General features: G+C 42.9%; 21 protein-coding genes. 10 read left to right on the top strand and 11 right to left on the bottom strand.

Annotation, left to right across the window (positions count from 1 at the left end):
* Genes porQ through LVD17_RS02610 form a run of 3 tightly spaced genes read left to right on the top strand, consistent with a single transcriptional unit; the run spans position 1 to position 3,468 of the window.
* Complete coding sequence (gene porQ, locus LVD17_RS02620; RefSeq protein WP_233764580.1) at positions 1-1,020, top strand: type IX secretion system protein PorQ; 1,020 nt, start codon at positions 1-3, stop codon at positions 1,018-1,020.
* Between the two features lie 3 nt (positions 1,021-1,023).
* The gene (gene hslU / locus LVD17_RS02615; protein ID WP_233764578.1) at positions 1,024-2,433 is read left to right on the top strand and encodes an ATP-dependent protease ATPase subunit HslU; all 1,410 of its coding nucleotides are present in this window, start codon (positions 1,024-1,026) and stop codon (positions 2,431-2,433) included.
* 15 nt (positions 2,434-2,448) lie between these two features.
* Positions 2,449-3,468, top strand: coding sequence for a DUF4421 family protein (locus LVD17_RS02610; RefSeq protein ID WP_233764577.1), 1,020 nt, complete (start codon positions 2,449-2,451; stop codon positions 3,466-3,468).
* Here LVD17_RS02610 and LVD17_RS02605 read toward each other — a convergent pair.
* From LVD17_RS02605 to ettA, 3 genes are all read right to left on the bottom strand, one after another.
* A complete protein-coding gene (locus LVD17_RS02605; RefSeq protein WP_233764576.1) occupies positions 3,465-3,962 on the bottom strand; it encodes a SixA phosphatase family protein in 498 nt (165 codons plus the stop codon). The genes LVD17_RS02610 and LVD17_RS02605 overlap by 4 nt on opposite strands.
* 178 nt (positions 3,963-4,140) lie before the next feature.
* Complete coding sequence (locus tag LVD17_RS02600; RefSeq protein ID WP_233764575.1) at positions 4,141-4,692, bottom strand: DUF3267 domain-containing protein; 552 nt, start codon at positions 4,690-4,692, stop codon at positions 4,141-4,143.
* Between the two features lie 8 nt (positions 4,693-4,700).
* A complete protein-coding gene (gene ettA, locus LVD17_RS02595; protein WP_233764574.1) occupies positions 4,701-6,383 on the bottom strand; it encodes an energy-dependent translational throttle protein EttA in 1,683 nt (560 codons plus the stop codon).
* A 260-nt stretch (positions 6,384-6,643) separates the two neighbouring features.
* On the opposite strand from ettA, the gene LVD17_RS02590 reads away from it, so the two are divergent.
* Positions 6,644-6,865, top strand: a complete 222-nt coding sequence (locus LVD17_RS02590; RefSeq protein WP_009578808.1) for a DUF2795 domain-containing protein — start codon at positions 6,644-6,646, stop codon at positions 6,863-6,865.
* Between the two features lie 66 nt (positions 6,866-6,931).
* Here the strand turns inward: LVD17_RS02590 and LVD17_RS02585 are convergent, their stop codons facing one another.
* Both LVD17_RS02585 and queA read right to left on the bottom strand, forming a co-directional pair.
* Positions 6,932-7,621, bottom strand: coding sequence for a 2-C-methyl-D-erythritol 4-phosphate cytidylyltransferase (locus LVD17_RS02585; RefSeq protein WP_233764573.1), 690 nt, complete (start codon positions 7,619-7,621; stop codon positions 6,932-6,934).
* A gap of 57 nt (positions 7,622-7,678) precedes the next feature.
* Positions 7,679-8,725 (bottom strand): tRNA preQ1(34) S-adenosylmethionine ribosyltransferase-isomerase QueA, encoded by a 1,047-nt coding sequence (queA, locus tag LVD17_RS02580; protein WP_233764572.1) that lies wholly within the window; start codon positions 8,723-8,725, stop codon positions 7,679-7,681.
* A gap of 116 nt (positions 8,726-8,841) precedes the next feature.
* On the opposite strand from queA, the gene LVD17_RS02575 reads away from it, so the two are divergent.
* On the top strand, positions 8,842-10,107 hold the full coding sequence (locus tag LVD17_RS02575) for an ABC transporter permease (RefSeq protein WP_233767917.1): 1,266 nt from the start codon (positions 8,842-8,844) through the stop codon (positions 10,105-10,107).
* Between the two features lie 99 nt (positions 10,108-10,206).
* On the opposite strand, the gene recA is transcribed toward LVD17_RS02575, so the two are convergent.
* Positions 10,207-11,235: a recombinase RecA gene (recA, locus tag LVD17_RS02570; RefSeq protein ID WP_233764571.1), complete on the bottom strand. Its 1,029-nt coding sequence runs from the start codon at positions 11,233-11,235 to the stop codon at positions 10,207-10,209.
* Positions 11,236-11,374: 139 nt separating this feature from the next.
* On the opposite strand from recA, the gene LVD17_RS02565 reads away from it, so the two are divergent.
* From LVD17_RS02565 to LVD17_RS02545, 5 genes are all read left to right on the top strand, one after another.
* Entirely contained in the window at positions 11,375-12,511 is a 1,137-nt protein-coding gene (locus LVD17_RS02565; RefSeq protein WP_233764569.1) for a lipid A deacylase, read from the top strand.
* Positions 12,508-13,530, top strand: coding sequence for an aminopeptidase (locus LVD17_RS02560; protein ID WP_233764568.1), 1,023 nt, complete (start codon positions 12,508-12,510; stop codon positions 13,528-13,530). The genes LVD17_RS02565 and LVD17_RS02560 overlap by 4 nt, the downstream gene beginning before the upstream one ends.
* Before the next feature lie 24 nt (positions 13,531-13,554).
* Positions 13,555-14,355: a DUF3108 domain-containing protein gene (locus LVD17_RS02555; protein ID WP_233764567.1), complete on the top strand. Its 801-nt coding sequence runs from the start codon at positions 13,555-13,557 to the stop codon at positions 14,353-14,355.
* Between the two features lie 108 nt (positions 14,356-14,463).
* Positions 14,464-15,153 carry a response regulator transcription factor gene (locus tag LVD17_RS02550; RefSeq protein WP_233764566.1) on the top strand — a complete coding sequence of 230 codons (690 nt, stop codon included), beginning with the start codon at positions 14,464-14,466 and terminating at the stop codon, positions 15,151-15,153.
* 3 nt (positions 15,154-15,156) lie between these two features.
* Positions 15,157-16,212 (top strand): sensor histidine kinase, encoded by a 1,056-nt coding sequence (locus LVD17_RS02545; protein ID WP_233764565.1) that lies wholly within the window; start codon positions 15,157-15,159, stop codon positions 16,210-16,212.
* Positions 16,213-16,215: 3 nt separating this feature from the next.
* Here the strand turns inward: LVD17_RS02545 and LVD17_RS02540 are convergent, their stop codons facing one another.
* Genes LVD17_RS02540 through LVD17_RS02520 form a run of 5 tightly spaced genes read right to left on the bottom strand, consistent with a single transcriptional unit; the run spans position 16,216 to position 24,786 of the window.
* A complete protein-coding gene (locus tag LVD17_RS02540) occupies positions 16,216-17,919 on the bottom strand; it encodes a class I mannose-6-phosphate isomerase (protein ID WP_233764564.1) in 1,704 nt (567 codons plus the stop codon).
* A gap of 18 nt (positions 17,920-17,937) precedes the next feature.
* Entirely contained in the window at positions 17,938-20,163 is a 2,226-nt protein-coding gene (locus tag LVD17_RS02535; protein ID WP_255702555.1) for a GH92 family glycosyl hydrolase, read from the bottom strand.
* 12 nt (positions 20,164-20,175) lie between these two features.
* A complete protein-coding gene (locus LVD17_RS02530; protein ID WP_233764562.1) occupies positions 20,176-22,509 on the bottom strand; it encodes a GH92 family glycosyl hydrolase in 2,334 nt (777 codons plus the stop codon).
* Positions 22,510-22,516: 7 nt separating this feature from the next.
* Positions 22,517-23,677 (bottom strand): family 10 glycosylhydrolase, encoded by a 1,161-nt coding sequence (locus LVD17_RS02525; RefSeq protein WP_233764560.1) that lies wholly within the window; start codon positions 23,675-23,677, stop codon positions 22,517-22,519.
* Positions 23,674-24,786, bottom strand: coding sequence for a carbohydrate-binding family 9-like protein (locus LVD17_RS02520; protein ID WP_233764559.1), 1,113 nt, complete (start codon positions 24,784-24,786; stop codon positions 23,674-23,676). The genes LVD17_RS02525 and LVD17_RS02520 overlap by 4 nt, the downstream gene beginning before the upstream one ends.
* Between the last annotated feature and the right edge of the window lies 1 nt (position 24,787).

The raw sequence follows: 24,787 nt of genomic DNA, 5'->3' as shown, positions 1-24,787 counted from the left end.
ATGCTGAAAGATATCATAGCCGTTGTTTGCCTGTTAGCTATTTGTAGCATTGGCCATGCACAGGTAGGCGGACAACGGTCATATGAGTTCTTAAATATTCCCTATTCGGCAAGAACCAGCGGGCTTGGAGGTGTAAATGTGTCACTGGCAGATGTTGATCTTAATATGGTCTATAGCAACCCGGCCCTGACTTCAGATACTCTGTCTGGCCATCTGTCATTTAACTACCTTTCCTACTTTGCCGATATCAATAGCTTTTCGTTTGTATATCAGCATGACTTCGGTAAGTATGGGGAATGGTTTTTTGGGGCCAATCATTTTGACTACGGCACCATTGAAAGCTTTGACAATACCGGAGCTGATTTGGGAGAAGTGGAATCCGGAGAGACAGTGGTCTACCTGGGGAGAAGCCATAGTATAGCGCATTTTACGGTAGGCGCTACCTTTAAATTCGTCAACTCGTCTATTGCAGGATATACTTCTAATGCCCTTGCCATGGATATCGGAGGTGTCTTTAAGCATCCTTCGCAAAAGTTTACTACAGGGCTGGTGTTTAAAAATATTGGGTTGGTTACTTCTCAATACACCGATACTGACGAAGCTAAACTACCTTTTGATGTACAGTTTGGTGCTAGTTTTAAGCCTAGCCACATGCCCTTCAGGTTCTCATTTACAGGCTACAACCTGTATCAGAGAGATGTCAGCTACTACGACCCGGCTCAAATGCCGGCAGATGACAAGCCGGGAGCCTTCGATAAAATATTCAGGCATATTGTAATAGGGACAGAGCTCCTGCTAACAAAAAATGTAAATTTAAGGATGGGATATAACCATTTGATCAGGCAAGAGTTAAAGTTAGAAAACACTTCCGGTGGAGCCGGATTCTCATTCGGTCTGATGTTTAGGATAAAAGCCTTTGAGTTTGCCTACAGCAGGGGAGGATATCATGTGGCTGGTGGATCCAATAACTTTACACTTACTGCCAACACAAACTTATTTTTTAGAAAAGGAAAATTGTAAATCATGATAGATCAGAAAACATATTTTACGCCAAAGCAGATAGTAGAAGAACTTGATAAATACATCATTGGGCAGAAGGATGCTAAACGCAATGTAGCCATTGCACTGCGTAACCGCTGGAGAAGGATGAATGTAAAGACGGATATGCAGGGCGAGATTGTTCCCAACAATATTTTAATGATCGGTGCAACCGGAGTGGGGAAAACAGAAATAGCCAGAAGACTGGCTAAAATAGCCAATGCACCGTTCACAAAAGTGGAAGCTTCGAAATTTACTGAGGTAGGATATGTTGGCCGTGATGTGGAAAGTATGGTCAGGGACCTGGTAGAACAGTCAGTAAACCTGGTTAAAGAGGAGAAGAAGGAAGAAGTAAAGATGAAAGCTGAACAAATTGTAGAGGATATAATTCTGGATGCACTGATTCCTCCGTTAAAGAGCAACGGTTTCAGTCAAAAGAATCCGGCTTCTACAAGCACACCTACAGGAGAGCTACCCCAGACAGAGCAGGAGCTCAATGAAAAGACCCGTGAGCGCTTCCGGGAGAAGATCAGAAGCGGGGAAATGGAAGACCGAAAAATTGAAATTAATGTACAAAAGCCTGCAAATGCAGGCGTAGGCATGATAGGTGGTGGTATGATGGATGAATCCTCGATGATCAACCTGCAGGAAATGATCAGTGGCATGATGCCCAAGAAAAATAAAAAAAGAAAGGTTACTATTGGAGAAGCACGGAAAATATTGATGGAAGAAGAGTCTTCGAAGCTCATCGATATGGATGAAGTAAAAGACCTGGCAATAAAAAAGGCGGAGAACACGGGGATTATTTTCATAGATGAGATAGATAAAATTGCCGGTGGCGCTTCCAAGAAGGGGGGCGGTGGCCCTGATGTAAGCAGGGAAGGAGTACAGCGTGACCTGTTGCCTGTTGTGGAAGGAAGTACGGTAAATACAAAATACGGCATAATGAGGACGGATCACGTACTATTTATAGCTGCCGGAGCGTTTCATATAGCCAAACCGTCTGATCTGATTCCGGAGCTACAGGGCCGGTTCCCGATCAGGGTAGAGCTGGATAATCTGACCAAGGAAGATTTTTATCACATACTTAAAGAACCAAGGAATGCTCTGACTAAACAGTATGAAGCGTTGCTGGCATCAGAAGATGTGGAACTTTCTTTCCAGGCAGATGCGTTGGAAGAAATAGCTGAAACTGCCTTCCATATTAATACCGAGGTTGAGAATATAGGGGCACGAAGGTTACATACCGTCATGAGCCAGTTACTTAACGAATTTTTGTTTGATGTGCCCGATAAGATCGGCCCGAACGCCAAAATAGTAGTGACCAGGGAGATGGTTAAAGAAAAATTATCTGGTTTGGTTAAAAACAAAGACTTAAGTGAATACATACTTTAAATACAACCTTTTAAGTTGAAGAAGTTACTTCTTTTAACAACTATTACTTTCGGTCTGTTTGTTGCAGCATTTGCGCAAACAGATAGTATAACAGCGGTCAGGGAGGCCTATATTCAGGAGTTTCCCGACCGGTTTTATTTGAAGCCAATTCTCACGGTGCGTAATATGAGCTTGAGGGTAGATGATAAGGTGGGAGATCAGCAATCCGTTAAATACGAGCCTATTAATAACACCTATCTGGGGCTGGGCCTATATATGTTTAACCTCGGTCTTGAGCTCTCATTAAGGTTACCCTCCAGTGATGAGGACGAGCAGCAGTATGGTGAGACCAGTGCATTTGATTTCCAGACCAATATTTATACAAAGCGCTGGGGTGCAGATGTGGCATACCAGAACTACGAAGGCTTTTATATCAAAAATCCGGAGGACAGATTTCTTGAATGGAGAAGCGACCATCCTTTTATTCAGAGAGAGGACCTGGAAGTGATGAATTTTCAGCTTAATGGATTTTATATGTTCAATAACGATAAGTTTTCTTATCGTTCGTCATATATGCAGGCCGATAAGCAAAAGAAAAGTGCAGGATCGTTTCTTTTAGGGACTACATTCGGCGTATTCAGATTTCGGGCTGATTCGTCATTAATACCGGTGTCGGGGGAGGCAGCAAATTCTGATAAAGGTCATGTGGAGGCAGGTAAGTTTACCACGTTGGGTATATTGCCGGGATATACCTATAACTTTATATTGAAGGATTTCTATCTTAATCTTTCCTTCTCCGCAGGGCCTGCGAACATCTGGACCCGATCAACTACCACAGAAGGAACCGACTCAGCAGTTAAGATCAGGCCTGTTGTAGGTGCCAGAGTGGCCGTTGGTTATAACAGCGAGAAATTCTTTTGTGGCTTCAGTATGGTAAGCCAGTCAGTAAGTTATGGGCTGGACAATATTGACGTGAATGGACAAACAGGAAATGCAAAGCTGTTTTTTGGAATCCGTTTTCTGGAGAAAGGTGTAATGAAGAAAAACCTTTTTTAGGTTACCTTCTTTTTAGGGTAATCAAAAAACAATAAGCGTCCATTACCAAAATCCACGTCCTGCCAGCTGTCAACCTCAAAAGTACAGGCAAATACCCCACAGGTCGGAATATTGTCCAGGTATTCATCCGTGAGACTATTGGCAAAATCTGTAAAACCCGGGTTATGCCCGAAGATCATAAGGGAGAGCCATGTGTCGTCGGTACTGTTGACGATATCGAGCAGAGAGTCCTCGCTGGCGTGATAGAGATGATCATTTATCTCGATTCCATCCAGTGGGTAATCCAGTTCCCTGGCTATTGTTTTGCAGGTGGTTAGTGCACGATTGGCAGGGCTTGAAAGCATAAGGTCGGGAAAAATGCCCCTGTTATTTAATCTTTCTCCCATTTTAGGAGCATCCCTTTCTCCTCGTTTGTTCAATGGCCGGTCTTGATCAGAAAGGTTGGGATAATCCCAGCTGGATTTGGCATGCCTGACAATATATAGTGTTTTCATGATGTAATGTTTTGGTTTAACTGCTCAAATCTCCAAGATCCAAGAGTATGCCGGATAAACTTGTAGAGTCTCCGGGATATACCACAAGGCCGTAATGAAGCTTTGAGTCGGCATCTCATGCTTAATTTAACAAAATTCTGAAATAAAGTTTTGAAGCCTTACCTGAAATTCTCTGATATCACTCCCCCGGTATGTAGAAACCGATCTCCTCAGGATGATCACTGACGAGTTCATGCCTCCGGAGTTTGCGCAGCATCCAAAGTGTCAGGATGTCTCCCGATGCAGCCCAGGTAAAGAAAATGCCAAATATAATCAGCCAGCCATTGGCAATAATTATAGCTACTATGGCAGGTATAATGCCCATGAGTAATCCTGGAGCTGCACCACCCAAAGCATAATGCTTTACTTTTAAAGGTTCTTTACAATGACAATAGGGAGCCATAGCCTTTTGATTAAAACCGAAAGCAATAGATTTAAACCCATTTTTTGCAAAATATGCCCAAATGGCGCCATGGAGTAATTCATGCAAAACTATACCTAAAGGAAGAGTAATAAGAAATGAGATACTAATGAAACTCCTCAAGCCATTGTGAAATTCCAGATAGCCGTAAAGGAAGATGTAGGGTAGGACAAAAAGCAGAAAAACAGGGATGAGAAAAAGAAAAGCCAGCAAATTAACAGAGGAACCTTTCAAGGTATATGTTCTCCCTTTTATTTGCTGGCTTTCCATTAAGAGATTTATTTCACCAATTTCTTGTACTTAATGCGTTTAGGGCCTTCATCCCCAAGACGCTGTCTGCGGTTTTCTTCATATTCGGTAAAGTTACCGTCATACCATACCACCTGCGAGTCTCCTTCGAAAGCAAGAATGTGAGTACATACCCTGTCGAGGAACCACCTGTCGTGGGAAATGATAACTGCACAACCACCGAAGTTCTCCAGCGCCTCTTCCAGGGCCCTTAAGGTATTTACATCCAGATCGTTGGTAGGCTCATCCAGCAGTAGCAGGTTTGCGCCTTGCTTCAGAGCGATAGCCAGATGCACTCGGTTTCGCATTCCGCCGGACAGCTCCTTAAGTTTCTTCTGCTGGTCTCCGCCACTGAAATTAAACTTGCTTACATAAGCGCGGCTGTTGATTTGCTTACCACCCATGTTGATTACCTCATTACCACCACTGATGGCTTCCCATACGGTTTGCTCAGGCTTCAGATTATGGTGTTCCTGGTCTACATAGGCAATTTCAACTGTTGGGCCCACCTCAAAAGTGCCTTCATCAGGTTTTTCCTGCCCGGTGATCATTTTGAAAAGGGTAGTTTTACCGGCGCCATTTGGTCCTATAATACCAACAATGCCTGCTTTAGGCAGAGAGAATTCCAGGTTCTCATACAGTAGTTTATCTCCAAAACCTTTGGCTACGCCATGCGCCTCGATTACTTTGTCTCCAAGCCTTGGTCCGGCTGGTATAAAGAGTTCCAGCTTAGCTTCCTTCTCCTTTGTCTCTTCACTTAGTAGCTTGTCGTAGGCATTTAACCTCGCTTTTGCTTTAGCATGCCGGCCTTTGGGTGACATTCTTGCCCATTCAAGCTCTCGTTCAAGGGTTTTCTGACGCTTGGACTCGGATTTTTCCTCCTGGCTCAGGCGTTTTTGCTTTTGCTCAAGCCACGAAGAATAATTTCCCTTCCAAGGAATACCTTCACCGCGGTCAAGCTCAAGTATCCACCCTGCAACATTATCAAGGAAATACCTGTCGTGGGTTACGGCTATTACAGTTCCTTCGTAGCGTTGGAGGTGTTGCTCCAGCCAGTGTACCGATTCAGCATCGAGGTGGTTTGTAGGCTCATCCAATAATAAGATGTCGGGCTCCTGAAGCAATAACCTGCATAAGGCCACACGTCTTTTCTCACCACCGGACAGGTTCTCAATTTTTGCATCGGCAGGAGGTGTTCTCAGAGCATCCATTGCTCTTTCCAGCTTGCTGTCCAGTTCCCAGGCGTTAAGTTGATCGAGTTTTTCCTGTACCTCTCCCTGCTGCTCAATAAGCTTGTTCATGGCGTCAGGGTCTTCCATTAGTGCAGGGTCAGCAAACTTTTCGTTGATCTCTTCGAATTTCTTTAGCAGGGCAACGGTCTCTTTTACTCCTTCCTCTACTACTTCCTTTACCGTTTTAGATGGATCAAGCTGAGGTTCCTGCTCTAAAAGGCCTACAGAATAGCTGCCATCAAATACTACTTCACCTCTGTAATCTTTATCTACTCCTGCGATTATACGTAGCAGGGAGGACTTGCCTGAGCCATTAAGACCCAGCACACCAATCTTGGCTCCATAGAAGAAAGAAAGGTAAATGTCCTTCAAAACATGTTTATTAGGCGGGTAAATTTTATTTACCCCCGCCATTGAAAAGATTATTTTTTCGTCACTCATATTATCTACTCTTAAAAAGCTGTTCAATAACAAATTTATCGTTTTAAGCCAGAATGCAGCCTAACAAAGAAAAATTTTAAAAGAAAAAAAATAAAGGTTTGTAAACTTTTAGAAAAAGCATTACGTTTCAGCGGTAAGTTAATAATTAGCATTCTGAGTTGAGGGGTGAGATAAATAAAACAAGAAAATATTTGATTTGACCTTTTTAATTTTATTTTTGCACGAAATTTCAGAAGCATAAATCATAGGAGGATTTATCTATGTATTGGACACTAGAATTAGCATCGTATTTAGAAGACGCGCCTTGGCCTGCTACCAAGGATGAACTCATTGACTATTCCATCAGAACAGGAGCACCATTAGAGGTGGTTGAGAATCTACAGGAGTTGGAGGATGATGGTCAGCCTTATGAGAACATTGAAGAGATCTGGCCGGATTATCCGACCAAAGAGGATTTCTTTTTTAATGAAGACGAGTATTAATTTTTAATAGATATAGACTTCTATTAGTATTTGATATTAATTGGCTGGCTTTTACCTCAGTAAAAGTCAGCTTCCGTGTTCTTTGTAATTCAATAAAGCTTCTGCAACCGCAATATCTTCGGGAGTAGTAACTTTTATATTTTCATAGCTTCCTTCGAATAAGGAAATTTTATATCCTGCACGCTCGGCTACACTGGCATCATCCGTCAGGCTGGCCTCTTCTTTGATCATGTAAGCCTGCTTGATAAGCTTTACAGCAAATGTCTGCGGAGTTTGTATTAGCCTGTAATTGGCCCGGTCTACAGCCTTGGTAGTGTCCTGATCTGTGATTCGAATCGACTCCTTCAGCCTTACCGCAGCAATCGCACTTTGATGAACAGCAGCCAGCCTGAACGACGCAGCGATGATATCCGGACTTATCAGCGGACGTACACCGTCATGTATCGCTACAAGGCCTGTTTCATCTTTTATCTGAGCCAGGCCATTCTTTACAGATTCAAATCTTGATGCACCACCGCTGGTTATTAGAAGTTGTCTTTTGAAATTATGCCTGATACATAAGTCTGTCCATGTGGAAATGTCGGCAGAGGGAAGCACTAAGATTATTTGGATATGATCCGAATATTTAAAAAATGCCTCGAGTGTGTGCATCAGAATAGGTGTCCCGTTCAGCAACATAAATTGCTTTGGGGTGGCACTGTTCATTCTTGTGCCTTTTCCTCCGGCGACTATAATTGCGTATTCTTGAGAAGCCATAAATAAAAATCGGATGGCTTTGGGCCATCCGACTAAATTATATGATTTTTTGAAATTTTAAACAATAAGCATGGCATCGCCATAGGTAAGGAACCTGTATTTTTCCTTAATGGCAGTTTCGTATGCTTTCATTACCAGATCGTATCCTCCGAATGCTGCTGCCATCATAAGTAAAGTGGACTCAGGCATATGGAAGTTAGTGATCATGGCATTGCAGATCTTGAAATCGTAAGGAGGGAAGATGAATTTGTCGGTCCATCCTTCTTTTGGTTTAAGTCTGCCACTTGCAGATACCGAAGACTCCAGTGCACGCATGGAAGTAGTGCCTACTGCACATACCCTTTTCTTATTATCCAGGGCTTTGTTTACTATTCCTACCGTTTGTTCATCTACCCTGAAATTTTCAGAGTCCATTTTGTGTTTGGTAAGATCTTCAACATCCACTGGTCGAAAAGTGCCCAGACCGATGTGAAGTGTAATGCTACTCAGGTCTACACCTTTGATCTCAAGGCGCTTCATGAGCTGCTTCGTGAAGTGCAAACCTGCAGTTGGAGCTGCTACAGCTCCTTTATGTTTTGCATAAATAGTCTGGAAACGCTCACGGTCCTCAGGCTCCGCTTCTCTTTTTATATATTTTGGAAGAGGGGTTTCTCCCAGGCTGTCTATAGTTTTATAAAACTCCTCATCAGTTCCGTCATAAAGGAAACGGATAGTTCTTCCGCGAGAGGTAGTATTATCTATTACCTCGGCAACAAGGTCGCCTTCTCCAAAGTATAATTTGTTGCCTACCCTTATTTTACGTGCAGGGTCAACAAGTACATCCCAAAGATGCATCTCCTGGTTAAGCTCTCTCAGCAGGAAAACCTCAATTTTTGCTCCGGTTTTCTCTTTGTTTCCATATAGCCTCGCAGGAAATACTTTTGTATTATTATTTACAAGTACATCTCCCTCGTTAAAATACTCTACAACATCCTTGAAAGTGCGGTGTTCAATTTCGCCTGTGCTCTTGTGCACTACCATCAGGCGAGATTCATCCCTGTTTTCGGCCGGATATAAGGCAACCAGTCCGGTTGGTAGATCAAACTTGAATTCTGATAATTTCATATTTAATATTACGGTATTAAATAAAAGGGTTAGTAATAAAAAATTAGCTTGCAAAGATAGATATTTATTTGACAAATAAGGGTTCGCTACTTAATATACTTTAAAATAAAATTACGATAGTGTTAATAAAACTTATACTGGAAAGCTTCAGGTTTGCGTGGAATGCCCTGCGGATGAATTTGCTACGGACTGTACTGTCATTATTGGGAGTTACCATAGGTATTTTTGCCATTATAGCAGTGTTTACTCTGGTCGATTCGCTCGAGAAAAATATCAAAGAGAGTTTTTCGTTCCTTGGGGCCGGAGTCATTTACGTAGAAAAATGGCCGTATACTCCGGATGCCAACGGAGAGTACAAGTGGTGGGATTTTATGAGCCGCCCTAACGCCAGCTACAATGAGTACAAGTTTTTACAGACAAACCTGAAAAACCAAAATGGGATAGCTGTTTTTGCGGTTAAAAGTAACATTACAATAAAACGTAAGAATAACAGCATTAGTGAAGTGGATCTCCGGGGAGGTAGTTTTGGCTATAGCGATATCTTTGAAACCAATATCACCTCAGGAAGATATTTTACAAGAACCGAGGTCGAAGCAGGTCGTAATGTTGTTATACTTGGTGATAACCTGGCTAAAGCGCTGTTTCCTAACGGTGAGGAGCCCCTGGGTAAGGAAGTGAAAATGAGTGGGTTGAATTTCATGGTAATTGGTGTTATTAAAAGGGAGGGAGAGAGCTTTTTGGGTACCCCTAGTAATGATGATACAGCTATAATCCCCTATAATTCATTTAGAAAACTCTACCAGACAGGTACCGGAGCGATTAATGAAATTGGGTCAGCTGTTGGAGTCAAAGGCTATGATACTGATGTCGGGCTGGTAGAACTTGAAAACGAGATAACCGGATTGTTGAGAACCAAACGGGGCCTTAAGCCGCGTGAAGATGATAATTTTGCGCTTAACAGGCCCGAAGCTATTGCGAATGTTATAGGAGGTGTTTTTGATGTTTTTGGCATTGCGGGATGGATCATTGGAGGGTTCTCAATATTAGTAGGAGGGTTTGGCATAGCTAACATTATGTTCGTATCAGTCAAAGAAAGAACTAATATTATTGGTATTCAGAAGTCACTGGGAGCTAAAAACTATTTTATTTTATTTCAGTTTTTGTTTGAAGCTATATTTCTCAGTGTTATTGGTGGGGCTGCTGGTTTGGTGCTTGTGCTATTGATCACCTTTATCCCCATGGGGAGCCTTGAAGTGGTACTCTCGTTGAAAAACATCGTTCTTGGACTGGGGGTGTCTGCTGCTATTGGTACAGTCTCCGGAATTATCCCTGCTGCCCTTGCTGCGAGACTCGATCCTGTAATAGCTATCAGGTCCAATTAAAAAAGAATATCCCGGCACAAATATCTTGAGCCGGGATATGAAATTTCTACAATTCTTAAAACAGTGAATTAAGAATTTTAAATTGTGAGCCAGTATTATCTATTCCTGCGCCGGTATTGGTTTTTCCAGATCCTCACCTTTGATTTTAGCTTTAATTTTGGCTTCAAGTTCATCCATTAGTTCAGGATTATCTTCGAGCAATGTCTTTACCGCATCACGTCCTTGTCCCAACTTATTGCCATCATACGAGAACCATGAGCCGGCCTTTTTGATCACCTCTAACTCAACACCCAGGTCTATGATCTCACCAACCTTGGAAATTCCCTTGCCATACATGATGTCAAACTCTACTACTTTAAAGGGAGGAGAAACTTTGTTTTTTACCACTTTTACACGGGTACGGTTACCGGTAATGTCATTAGCCCCTTCTTTAATCTGGCCTATTCTGCGAATGTCGAGACGTACAGAAGCATAAAATTTCAAGGCATTACCACCGGTAGTTGTTTCAGGGTTTCCGAACATCACGCCGATCTTTTCTCTCAACTGGTTGATGAAGATGCATGCGCAGCCGGTTTTATTGATAGTTCCTGTGAGCTTTCTCAGTGCCTGAGACATCAATCGGGCCTGGAGACCCATTTTACTGTCACCCATTTCACCTTCAAGCTCACCTTTTGGTACAAGGGCAGCTACCGAGTCAATTACGATAATATCAATAGCTCCCGAACGTATCAGGTGCTCTGCAATTTCCAACGCCTGTTCACCACTATCTGGCTGAGAGATAAGCAGGTTTTCGGTATCAATGCCTAATTTTTCTGCATATACCCTGTCAAAGGCGTGTTCGGCATCAATAAATGCTGCAAGGCCACCTTTCTTTTGAGCTTCGGCTATGCAATGCATAGACAAAGTAGTCTTACCTGAAGATTCAGGGCCGTATATTTCAATAACTCTTCCTCTAGGAATTCCGCCAACACCCAATGCCAGGTCAAGGCTTAAGGATCCCGTGGAGATGGCTGGTACATCCACTACCCGCTCATCACTTAGCTTCATCACTGCACCTTTTCCAAAGGTTTTTTCCAGTTTATCAATTGTTAATTGAAGTGCTTTTAATTTTTCGTCCTTTTCAGCCATTACAAATGTGGTTATTATTAATCGTCAAAGCGGTGAAGTTACTAAGTTCTAGGCATAAAACTTAAATAGCAATCCAAAAATTGTTTTGACCTGACCCGCTTTTTGGGATCACTTTTTTATATTGCAGCAAAACCTTAATATGAAATCCAGACTAGGTGTATTGCTGCTCCTGGCAGCATCCTTACAGGTAAGGGCACAGTTAGATAACAGACCATTTGAACAGCGATCGAAGATTAATCCGGCAGATTCCAATTCACTGTTTTTAGGAATTAATACTTTGGGTTTCTTTAAGAACAACGAGTACTTTAACGATATAGCGGACGGTTATACCCTTTTTGGCTACCAGCTCAATCCTTACCTGAGTTATAATCCGGCGCCGAATTTTAAATTAACCGCTGGTATTTATCTTCAAAAGGATTTTGGCAGCGATGGGTATGAAGAAATTGCCCCTACTTTTTCGCTTGAATATCTACATGGCCATACCAGGATTATTTTCGGTAATCTGGAAGGGAGCATTTCTCACAGGCTTATCGAACCTCTTTATGACTTTGAAAAAGTATTGAACAACCGACTCGAAAACGGCATACAGGTGATTGTAAATAAAGATCACTTATTTATAGACGGATGGATTGATTGGCAACATATGATCTACAAAGGGGAGAATGATCAGGAGGAAATTACAGGAGGCCTGTCATTTAACTATAATGTCCTTAAAACTGAGCAAGTGCGGTTATGGATACCTGTACAGTTTTTAGTTAAACACCACGGAGGCCAGATTGACAGTAGTCCAGCGCCTTTGCAGACTTATACTAATACTGCAGCAGGATTTAAGCTAGAGTTTACCGGTAGGGAAGGAAGTTTTATAGAAAGTATTAGCACCGACAACTACTATGTTGTTCATGAAGACTTCTCTACGGAGGTAATTCAGCCATATGAAGACGGGAGTGGCTGGTATCTGAACGCCGGCATGAAGACCAAAGCTAATATAGATTTTATGACCAGCTATTGGCGTGGTCATGAGTTTATCCCCATAGCAGGCGGGCAGCTTTACCCATCTGTGTCCTCTACATTCAAGAGTCCCGAAAAGGTCGAGGAAGTCAGGGAGTTGTTAATTTTTAGGTTTACTCACAATCTCAGAGTTACCGATCAGCTTTGGCTTACTACCAGGCTGGAACCGTTTTATGATATGGGTAATGGGAACTTTGAATTTTCTCACGGGTTTTATATCAATTATACAACAGATTTTTTTCTGTTAAGAAAACGGAGTCACAGATGATCAAAAAAGTTACGTTAGCCATATCGGTAGTTTTGGTGATATTGATAATCTGGAACTTTGACCTTGTGGTTTACGGTTTGAAACAGGCCAGCGGGCAGCTACATATTGTCTGGAATGCCAGATCTGTAGAAGATTACCTGGCAGATCCAGCTGTGGCAGACAGCGTGAAACGAAAGTTATATTTCATTCAGGAAGTGCGGGAGTATGCAGTTGATGAACTTGGGCTTAATGACAGCGACAACTACACCGCCATGTATGATCAAAAAGGCAAACCGGTGCTTTGGGTAGTAACGGGAAGCAAACCATATGCCTTTGAAGCTAAAGAGTGGAAGTTTCCTGTAGTGGGCACTATGCCTTATAAAGGTTTTTTTGTTGAAGAAGATGCCAATAAAACCATGGAAGAGCTCAAGGATGAAGGCTATGATGCCGGGGTGAGAACAGTGGGAGGGTGGTCTACACTAGGGTGGTTTAAAGATCCTATTTTAAGTAATATGCTTTATCGTAATACCGGAGATCTGGCCAACCTGATCATTCACGAATTAGTTCATGCCACTATTTTTGTTAAAGATAGTGTCGAGTTCAATGAAAACCTGGCTTCTTTTATTGCAGATAAGGGAACTTACCGGTTCTTAAAGGATAAATACGGAGAGGATTCGCAGGAGTATAAAACATATGCCAGAGAGGTGGAAGATGAGCAGGACTATATTGAACATATATTAAGGGGTGCTGACAGCCTGGAAGTACTGTACAGTGCCTTTGGTAATATTGAGGAGGAAGAAAAGAAAATGCAGAAAGAGGATATGATAGCCCATATTATGCAGGAGCTAGATACATTGAAACTCAACAAGGCAGATTACCTGCAGGGGATCAAAGGGTATCAGCCCAATAATACCTACTTCATGTCGTTTATGCGCTACAGGTCCAGGCAAAACAATCTGGATGACCTTTATACACAAAAATTTAATAGTAATTTAAATGAATTTATAGCTTACTTAAAGAAAAAACATCCTTTTTTGTAAGTTTCAATGGTGAGGAAACGTCTAATGATAAAAATACCTTCATCTATACTTATTATAATTCTGCTATGTTCATTTATTAAGGGTGATCATAAGCACCAGTATCGTACAATCAATAATAGTTGCTTTGTACGTGGAGAGGTCATCGAGTACAAGGCGCATTACGGGTTTGTGCACGCTGCCGAAGGCAGGATGGTGATCAGCGATGAAATATATAATGTAAACAACCGGCCGTGTTTTAAAATTGATGTTTATGGTAAATCCATAGGGATGTTTGACCTCTTTTTGCGGATCAGGGATAACTGGGGGACTTACCTGGACACCGGAGCCATAGTGACACAAAAGTTTTACAGGGTAATAGAGGAAGGAAAATACCGAAAAAATGAAATTGTAGAGTTTGATCACAGCACTAAAGAGGCGAAGGTGAAGACTTTTGACAATAAAAAACAGAAATGGAGACCTGTTGAAACTTTTGATGTACCCAATAACATTCAGGATCTCGTCAGCGGTTATTATTACATAAGGACCTTGCAATTTGATAAACTTAAGGAGGGTGACATTATAAAAATAGACGCTTTCTTTGACGATGAAGTTTACGACTTTAAGATCAGGTTTGTGGGCAGAGAAAACGTAAAAACCAAGCTGGGGCTTATCAAATCTATTGTGCTGTCGCCTATAATGCCTGAAAACAGTCTGTTTGATGGTGAGAATTCCGTTAAAGTCTGGATTTCCGATGACAGAAATAAAGTGCCAATAAAGATTAAAGCTGAGATGTTTGTGGGAGCAGTTGAAATAGATATTATCAAATATGAAAAAGGTAACGATTAAGGAATTGTTAATATATCTTTATTAACTTTTTAATAAAGAATTTTCTCTATAATTTTATTTATTGTTTGTAGTAATATTGAATCGAAATTCAATTAAAGAGAATAAACTATGGGAAACAAGCAAGGCCATAAAGTGCTTGTTGTGGATGATGAAGAAGCAATTCTTGAGCTGCTGAAATACAATCTTGAAAAGCAGGGATTCGAAGTTAAAACTGCACTGGATGGTGTAAAAGGTGTTGAAATCGCCAAGAGATTCAAGCCTGACCTTATTCTGCTGGATATCATGATGCCCCGGCAAGATGGTGTGGAAACCTGTAGGCAATTACGGGAGATACCTGACATATCTGGTACATTCATTATATTCCTTACCGCCCGCTCGGAGGAGTATTCGGAAGTGGCAGCTTTCGATGTTGGCGCCGATGACTACATCACCAAACCTATTAAGCCGCGTGCATTGATGAGCAGGATCAATGCCTTCTTCAGAAGAGATACAAAGAAAAAAGAGGTAACAAATCAAATATCTATCGGTGATCTGGTTATAGACCGTACCAGCTACACTGTGCAGATGAAGGGAAATGAAGTATCGCTTCCTAAAAAAGAGTTTGAGCTTCTGTATTTTCTGGCACAAAATCCCAATAAAGTATTCGACCGTGACGAATTGTTACAAAACATTTGGGGATCAGATGTTTATGTTTTAGCAAGGACAGTGGATGTTCATATCAGAAAAGTTAGAGAAAAAATAGGAGATGACTACATCAAAACGATCAAAGGTGTAGGATACAAGTTCAGCCTTAACTAGCATATGGTATTTAATTCCAGGTTAATTGCAGTGCTTCTGGCCTTTTGCATTGCAGTGGTTACCACCTCTTTCCTTTCTCTGTTTAAAGAGGTAAGTAGTAACGCTTTGGTGGTTACTTTTCTTATTAGCCTTTCTTCCACCTACCTGCTGGGCTTTATCATACTCGAGTTTCTGATTTTTCGTGAGATTAATAAAATATACAGTCTGCTTGATAAGCTAAGAGATAGCGAATTAACTACAATCGATCAGAATAAGTCCGGTTTGTTCAATCCTTTAAAGAAGATTAACGAGGAGATTTTTTCTTATGCTGCTTTGAAACAAAAGGAAATCGATGAGCTTAAGAAGCTCGAGGCTTTCCGGAGGGAGTTCATTGCAGATGTGAGTCACGAGCTCAAAACTCCAATATTTGCTGCCCAGGGTTTTGTACATACTTTGCTTGATGGAGCAGTAAAGGACAAAAGTGTAAGGAGCAGGTTTCTGAAGAAAGCAGCAAAAAGCCTTGACGGACTTGATATCCTGGTGCAGGACCTGCTGACTCTGTCGCAGATTGAAACCGGTGAGATCAAAATGCATTTTGAGACTTTTGATATCAGGCAACTTACTGAAGAGGTAATCGATCAGTTTGAAAATAAGGCAGAGAAGAAAGATATTGAACTCAAAATAGCTGAACGTGCTCCTGAGCAGGTTCAGGTTTATGCAGACTGGCAAAGAATCAACCAGGTGGTGACCAACCTCGTTAGTAACGCCGTAAAATACTCAAATAGAAAAGGTAAAGTGGTCATTGACTTCGAGGTCACAAATTCGCATGTGATAACCAAGGTAAAAGATACCGGAGAAGGGATACCCCCAGAGCATATAAAAAGGATTTTTGAGCGGTTTTACCGTGTGGATAAAAGCCGTTCGCGTGAAAAAGGTGGTACAGGCCTGGGGTTGGCCATCGTCAAACACATCATGGAAGTCCATAAGTCCAGGGTAGAAGTTACCAGTGAGCCTGGTAAAGGCTCAGTATTCAGCTTTAAGCTCCCCATGAAAGCACCGGATCAGGTCATAAGCGAGTAGACTTTAAACAGAAATTTTCAGCACTGCGCACGTTTTATGCTTAACCGTCGGAGTTATAGTATACTCCGTAATTCCGGCAGGTATAATAAACGATTCTGCAAAGTGTACTACAAATGGTTTGAACTTATTTTGAGGACTGTCTACAATAGCTTCTTCGCCTTCTACAAGGTTCAATACCTGTATGCACCCATTGGTTTGTTGGAGTAGCTTGTCCTCAAACCAAAGCCTTTTAATGCTTAGTTGATCTCCTTCCTGATTAAGTATATCTTCATTTGAGGTACTACCTGTGGTGTCGGATGGGTGATAATACTGATCATAAATGGTATCCTCAGAGATCGGCACCGGAATCAGTCTGTCTGTTGCCATACCAGCAGATGTCTGGCCCATTTCATCCGGGTCCAGAATGTCTTCCGGAATCTTAAAACTGAAAATATCCGGTGCGGAAGTTATACGGAGGATCATAGTGTTATTCCCATGACTGTGAACCAAACCGGCGGGGATGTTAATGTGATCATGTTTTTTCACGCTTACAGTGTTCAGCCACTTATCCAGCGCTGTCTTGCTGATCGAATTGTTTTTATTCAGGAGTTCGGGCAGGTTTTTCTTGTTTATTTCCTTTTTAAACCCCAACCTTAGCCTGGCTCCGGGATTGGTATCCATAATGTAAAAAGTCTCCCCCTGGCTATAGTAAACACCAAAATTGTCTTTAAGAAAATCGATGTCCGGGTAGATATGTAGATTTTCCTGGGCTCCATCAAGGTTATCGATAAACACCATTCTTATAGGAAGTTCAGAGCCAAAGTGGTTATAAACGGTATCGCCAAGTAGTCTTTTGGGTTCCATATAGATGACGTTGATCGATGGTACTTCTATCAGGTAGCCATTGATCCTGAAAAGAATATTGTTTTCTTCAGCAACGCAATTAAATACCCAGGAAAACTCATCTTCCTTTTGCTCCTGTATATAGTTATTGGCTTCCCACAGTTCAGGATCGTAGAATGGTGCAGTAAAGAAAGGCTGCGTTGTAGACTGAATGAGGGCTTCCCTGATAATATCCCCCGTGGCAAGCTTAGGTTTTTCCCAATTATTGGTTTCCAGAAAGTAATCGCACTGCCCTAAAAGCTGCTTTTTCAATTTATCACAAATTTTCCAATCAATGAAATAACTCCAGCGGTACTGCAAGTCGAAGGACAGGTTGTTATTCGAAACCCCGACATTCGATACATCATTTCTTTTAAATCGCTGTAATATTTCCCATCTTGACATGTCAGCATATATGAGTATATCGGGAGTGCAGATCTTACTGGCACCTACACCAAAGATGAGAATGACACCCTCTTCTATAAAATCAATATTTTGTCTAAGGGCGGCCAGCTTGTTGGGATCAAAATAGTCCTCAATATCGTTGGTAGAAGCTTTGGCTGAAAAAGGCATGCCTGCAAGGTCTTTCTCGCATAGCCTGTTGATCTCTTCTTCATTTTTGAACACGTCCCTGGAGGTGCAGGTAGCATTTACAGGTATCCTCTTTTTCAATTCCCGCAGGTTGATATCTTCATAAGTGCCCTGGTAGCACTCCACAGTAATGATGATCTTCCTCGAGTGAAGGGATTTGATTTTGGCATTTAAAGTATCAGCAATTTTATTCCACCCTTCCCAGCAGGATTTGGTGGAGGTTTGTACTTCGATGTAGGGGCTTTTGTTTTTCATATAAAAATCAAAGTAATATTAATCAAAAGTATTTCTGGCCGGCTCTTCTGCCATTAAAAAAATCAGTTCGCCTCCCCTGGATAATAGTTCATGGGAGATCTTATGCGTGTTAATTTCTTTTCCGTTGAACGTAACGTTGCTTACGTACCTGTTTTTGTCCGATAATCCCTCAGCGCGGATCAAGAGTTTTTTATCGCCGGGCAGAGTCAGGCTCACTTCTTCAAAAAGAGGTACGCCCAGCTCATATTCACCACTTGCAGGGTCGAGCGGGTAGAAGCCTAACGCTGAAAATATATACCATGCTGACATCTGGCCGCAGTCTTCATTGCCACAAAGTCCTGCAGGCTCGGCCTTGTATAGTTGATCCATAATAGCCCTTACCTTTTTCCCGGTTTGCCAGGGCTGGTCAGTATAGTTGTACAGGTATGGGATGTGGTGACAGGGTTCATTGCCATGCACATACTGGCCAATATAGCCCGATATCCATTCAGGAACAGGGCTGTCTGACTGAGGAGTATTGAATAAAGCATCTAATTTTTTTCTGAACGCCTCTTTTCCCCCCATAAGTTCCGCCAGCTTCTCCGGCTGGTGAGGTACAAACCACGTGTAATGCCACGCATTGGCTTCAATATAGTCTCCGCTATTGTACTGCGTCGGATTGAAATTACTTTTCCAGTTGCCCAGGGAATCCTTTGCCCGCATAAACTTGGTTTCCGGATCAAAGAGGTTCAAATAGTTTTCACTTCTTGATAGATAACGTTCATATTCATCGGGTTTATTGAGAGCCTTGGCCACCTGCGCTATGCACCAGTCGTCGTAAGCATATTCCAGGGTTAGGGATACCGATTCATTGTCATCCGTTGCCGCTACGTAGCCCAGCTTTTTGTAGCTGTTGAGTCCGAAATGATCGGCTTCGGCACTTTTTTTTATGGCATTATAAGCTTTTTCGATATCAAAACCCCTCAAGCCTTTCAGGTAGGCATCTGCAATAACAGGTGCCGCATGGTAGCCGATCATCATGTTGGTTTCATTGCCAGCAAGGTCCCATACGGGCAGGTAGCCATACTCATCGTAGTGCGCAAGCATAGAATTGATAAAATCGTCCACCCTGTCCGGATGGAGGATGGTGAGCAACGGATGTTCGGCGCGGAAAGTGTCCCAAAGGGAAAAAGTAGTGTAGCGGTCATATCCTTGTGCCTGGTGTATATTGCCATCAGCACCCTTATATTGTCCGTTAATGTCTGAGAATAATGTGGGGGCCAGCATGCTTTGGTAAAGGGCTGTATAAAAAGAGGTAAGCCTTTGAGTATCTCCGGATGTGACCTTTATCTTATTGAGTTCCTTGCCCCATGTGTCAGCGGCAAAGGTTTTTGCCTCGTCAAAAGAAAGTCTGGCAGATTCTGATGTCAGGTTAAACAAAGCATTTTCTGCGCTCACAGAGGATATACCTGTTTTTATGGTTATGTGCCCCTTCTCCAATGTTTTAAAGGTAAAAACACCTTGCAGGTTTTTGCCGGTTGCCTGTGTGCTGTTAACAATAGAGTCACCGGTGTATAAGGCAACTCCTTCAAAAGCTTCGGAAAAAACAGAAGAAAAATATACCCTTTGATCTGGTGCCCAGCCGGTTGATTTTCTGTAGCCGGCGATGAGGCTGTCGTTAATTACTTCAATGTGAGTGTCGGTGGTGCTGTCCCAGTTGCGGGCATAACCGAGGTTGAGAACTATTTGAAGGCTGTCTTTATTGCTGACACTATATTTTTGTAATCCTGTTCTTTTGGTTGCTGTTAGTTCTACATTGATGCCGTAATCTTCAAGGAAAACCTGATAATAGCCCGGACTGGCTTTTTCCTTATCATGGCTGAACAATGAATAATAAGGAGAACCAACTGATTTAATTAATGAATCGGAGCGCTCCTGGGGTAAAGGGTAGGAGACAGGCATAAAAGATATATCGTACAAGTCACCTATTCCGGTGCCGCTCAGGTGCGTATGGCTAAAGCCTGCAATTACAGAGTCGGGATAAAAATAACCCGATATCCAATCCCAGCCGCTTCGTCCGTTATCAGGGCTCAGCTGTACCATGCCAAAAGGAACGGAAGCCCCGGGATATGTTTTGCCTTTGCCTCCTGTGCCTATGAAAGGGTCAACGTAAGACAAAACATTATCCTCAGCCTCAGCAGCTTTCTCAGGCTGCTTTTGGCACGCAATAATCATTAGCAATATGATAAATCGGGTATATCTCACAGCTCCTGTGTTCTACTGGTTCTTTTCAATGATCACTGGTTCGCTCATAGATGGCGGGCGATTTTCTACGGAAGCCCCCCATTCTTTATTGGGCTTTTCACTCATCCTGAATGTCAGTTCACCACCTTGCATGATCTCATCGTGCTTGATCCATGGCCTATTGAGTGGGGTGTCGTTCAATGATGCTTTTTCAATGAAGACATTATCCGTACTGTTGCTTGCTGCTTTGATGACAAATGAATTTCCATTTTCAAGACTTAAAGTGACTTCGTCAAACAGTGGGCTGCCAATCACATAAGACGGATAACCGGGAGTGACCGGGTAAAATCCCATAGCACTAAACACATACCAGGCAGAAGTCTGTCCATTGTCTTCATCTCCACAATAGCCATCAGGTTGAGGGCTGTAGAGTTTATCCATTACATTCCTGACATGTTTTTGGGCTTTCCAGGGCGCCCCGGCATAGTTGTACAGGTAGATCATGTGCTGTATGGGCTGGTTGCCATGTGCATAGTTGCCCATATTGGCAATCTGCATTTCACGGATCTCATGGATAGTGAAGCCATAGTAAGAGTTGTCGAAATCAGGCGGCATGGTGAATACGGTATCCAGCATGGAAATGAAATCCTTTCTGCCACCCATCAGATCGATAAGCCCTTGTACATCCTGAAATACTGACCAACTGTAGTGCAGGCTGTTACCTTCTGTAAAAGCATCGCCCCATTTGAGTGGGTTGAATGGCTTTTGAAACGACCCATCCTTGTTCTTTCCGCGCATGAGGTTTGATTCCTTGTCAAACACATTTCTGAAATTTTCGGATCTTTTGGCAAACAGACTCACCTCTTCCTCTGGTTTGTTTAGGGCTTTGGCCAACTGCCAGGCACAGAAGTCTGCATAGGCATACTCCAAAGTCCTGGCGGTATTTTCATTGATACCAACGTCATAGGGCACATAGCCTAACTGGTTGTAATACTCAGCACCACGCCTCCCTACAGAACTCAGGTCAGGGTGTCCCTGCCGGGAATTTTTGAGTATGGCCTGGTACAAGGTTTCTATATCATAGTCATGTATTCCCTTAATGTATGAATCGGCAATAAGCGAGGCCGAGTTCGAGCCGATCATGCAGTCCCGGTGGCCCGGACTGGCCCATTCAGGAAGCCAGCCGCTTTCATTATAGGTATTGACCAGGCCTTGCATAATTTGCTTGTTTAGCTCCGGATACATAACCGTGAAAAAGGGGAATACTGCCCTGAAGGTGTCCCAAAAGCCGTTATCGGTAAACATATATCCGGGAAGCACCTGGCCGTTGTAAGGGCTGTAGTGTACAATCTCATCACTGGCATTGATCTCATAAAACTTCCTCGGAAACAGCAGGGTGCGGTATAAGCAGGAGTAGAAAGTTTTTTGCTGATCAGTGGTGCCACCTTTGACTTTTATCTTGTTCAATTCGGTATTCCATACTTTGGCGCCCTCCTCTTTAACATCCTCAAAGCTCTTTTGCCCTATCTCTCTTTCCATGTTTAGCCAGGCCTGCTCGTGACTGATGAAAGAGGAGGCTACTTTAGCATTGACCTTTTCGCCTCTTGCAGTTTTAAAGCCAATAACTGCTCCTACATGATTGGCCTCTGCGGAAGTAGCATTCCGGTTGAGGGTAGAATCTTTCCAGGTATGATAGACTTCGAAAGGTTTGTCGAACTGTACTACAAAATAATTTTTGAAGTTTTCCGGTACACCGCCGTGGTTGTTTTTACAATACCCGATGATCTTTTGCTCTTCCGGGATGATCTTCACCATACTTCCCATATCAAAGGCATCCAGCAGGATGTAGGCATTCTCTGTTTCTGGAAATGTAAACCGGAAAAAAGCGGCCCTTTCAGTTGGGGTTATTTCCGTGGTTACATCATAATCAGCCAGATAAACACTGTAAAAGTGAGGGCTGACCTCTTCTGCTTTATGCGAAAACCATGAAGCCCGTTTATCTTCATTCACTTCCAGCTTACCAGTGAGTGGCATGAGCGAGAAAGCAGCATAATCGTTGATCCACGGACTGGGCTGATGGGTTTGTTTGAAGCCCCGGATCTTATAGGCATCATAAGCGTAAGTCCAGCCGTCGCCCATTTTTGCTGTTTGCGGGGTCCAGAAATTCATGCCCCAGGGGCGGGCAATGGCAGGGTAGGTATTGCCATTGGAAAGTTTGAACTCGGAGTCGGTGCCCATCAGCGGGTTGACCAGGTTCACAAGCTCTTTTGATATGGGTGTGTTGCTGCTTTTCGGTTGCGATGTCTGTGGTGTTTTGTCACATCCCAAAAGCAAACCAATAACAATTAAAAATATGGGGGTTTTCATAGTAATATTAGCTTTTTGTAACTTCAGAAAGTGCTTTCCAGTGGGCATCGCTGACCTGGTCCATCGAGAAAATGGATATACCGCCAGCTCCGCCTTCCAGGGCTACTTTATAGGCTTCCTGGAGTTCTTTCGGTGTTAATGAAGGAATATAAAGGCCGCTGTACAGAGGCTTTTTGGTTTGCATGCGGGCAATACCTTTAATTGTATGCTCTTTGATCCAATCAATATCCTCGTTGTAAAAGTTATGGTACAACATGGGCAAGTAGGCATCGAGGTTCCAGTTGCCCCATTGCTGCCTTACCATTTGCCAGTTCGGGAACACGGCGGCCGTGATCATTTTGTTATATTTTCTTGCTTCCGGGGCAAGCTTTTTTGTTACCAGGTTGGTGATGGCATCATACCTGAATTGTCTCCATTCCTCATTGGCAGAAGGATCTTTCAAATCTTTGAGCGGATCTATGCCTGTTTGCTCTTTAAACTGATTGCGGCAGTATTCGGAGTAGCAATAGTCATATTGCGGATACTCCCGGTCTTGTACTATATCGTACTTCGGCTGTAATGCCTCTGCCAGAATAACATCAGGGAGCCGTACATAGTCGAGATGTACGCCATCAATATCATCGATTTGTGCGAGGGATTCGACGTTCTTTCTTACAAATTCCTGGGCTTCAGGGTTGCAGGGGCATAAAAATTTGTAATAGTCCACATACGCGGGGTGCGTGGCGGCAGATTGTCCTAATCCGTTTACCGCATACCAGTCCGGATGCTCTTTCACTATTTTTTCATTGTTACAGGGCATGGTCCACATCCAGGCGTGGAACTCCATATCCAGCTCTTTGCAGATTGGCACCAGCTTTTCCAGCAGCTTTTCTTCCACAGGAAACCGGTCGTTGTCGTAAAAAGTGTGGTTGCCGTTATAAACTTCAAGCAGTATGGCATCGATCCCTGAACTCTTCACCATCGAAAGCTTCTTCTTCCAATCGTCAGTAGACAACCCCAGTTGCGGTGTTACCCAGGTCCAGTTTTTTGAATTGAGTGAGGCATCAATAACAGAAGTTTTTGCAGCTTCACTGCTGGCCTGGTTTGCGCAGGCTTGCAGGATGGTATTTGTGCTTAAAATGGCCAGGCTGCCCTTGCCTAAAGTTTTAAGGAATTCTCTTTTTTTCATTTTGACAGTTGTTTTGGTGTTTTCCAGATTTCCCCGTCTGCCTTGATATGCCACTCCATTCCTTTCTCTATTGCCGGGTATTTTATCTCAAATAATGATTCGGTTGTTTCAATCTCAGGTTTTTGATCTATTTTCTGCCTGATATGTTCGGGCAGGTTTAGTTTTGTTAGTTCATCCGTGTAGACGCCATGCTGTTCATAATATTGCTTTTCAGCATAGTAAAGGTTCCTTAGCAGCCACTTAATGTCCTCTTCGGGGTTTGGTTTGAAGGCCACTTCACTCGTACCCGCATGCTGTTTGCTAAACTGCACAAAGCCCCACATTTCAGGGAGGTGCATGTTAATAACCCCCTGAGGAGACCACACCCAGTTATATTCAGGGTAAGGTTTGTTTGTAGCCGGATCGATCTCTTTCCTGTATTGACCGCCGTCATTGACAATCCGCCAGTTAACGCGGGAGAAATTGATCCGCCAGTGGTCGCCATCCTGTGGCTTTTTGCCTTTTGAAGCCGCTTCTTCAAGCACTGCCCATGGAAAAGCCAGTTCCACGATCCAAAGCCTGTCCCTGTCATTGGGGTTGTTCAGAGTGCCCTGGATTTGAATGGCACTTTTCAGCCCCCGGATGTCCCATGAGTCGATGGCAGGGCCACCGTTCAGGTACGGCTTGATCAGCATCAGGTCCCAATAGGTGCCCAGGGCGTTGATCTCAAACTCGTAATACTGGTGAGTATCACCATCAGGATCAATAAAAACTTCAAAGTCATTTTCATGGAATATGACCATGTCACGCTGGTCATACGTTGCCCAGATGTCTGGTTCGATAATTTCAGCAGCTATGTAAAAATATTGGTCGTCCCATAGCATCTTGGCCCGCGTGCGGTGAAGTGGTTTGGGCTTTGCATCACCTTCAATGTCCACAAAATCGTCAGTCCAGGGAGCCTGTTTCCAGTCTTCTTCATTCAGTTTGCCATCTATAGTCAGAGGCTTCCGGGTGTGGTGGCATATATAATCTTTTGGGGCATACTCAAATCCGGTGTTTTGGGCACAAGCCGTCGGCACTTGAAGAAGAGTATAACAAATTATTGTATAGAAGATAATTTTCAACTTCATA

The sequence above is a fragment of the Fulvivirga ulvae genome (genome assembly GCF_021389975.1).
GTDB classification, from domain to species: Bacteria; Bacteroidota; Bacteroidia; order Cytophagales; family Cyclobacteriaceae; genus Fulvivirga; species Fulvivirga ulvae.
The sequence above is the reverse complement of the archived record's forward strand: the minus strand, read 5'-3'. Positions and strand labels throughout refer to the sequence as shown.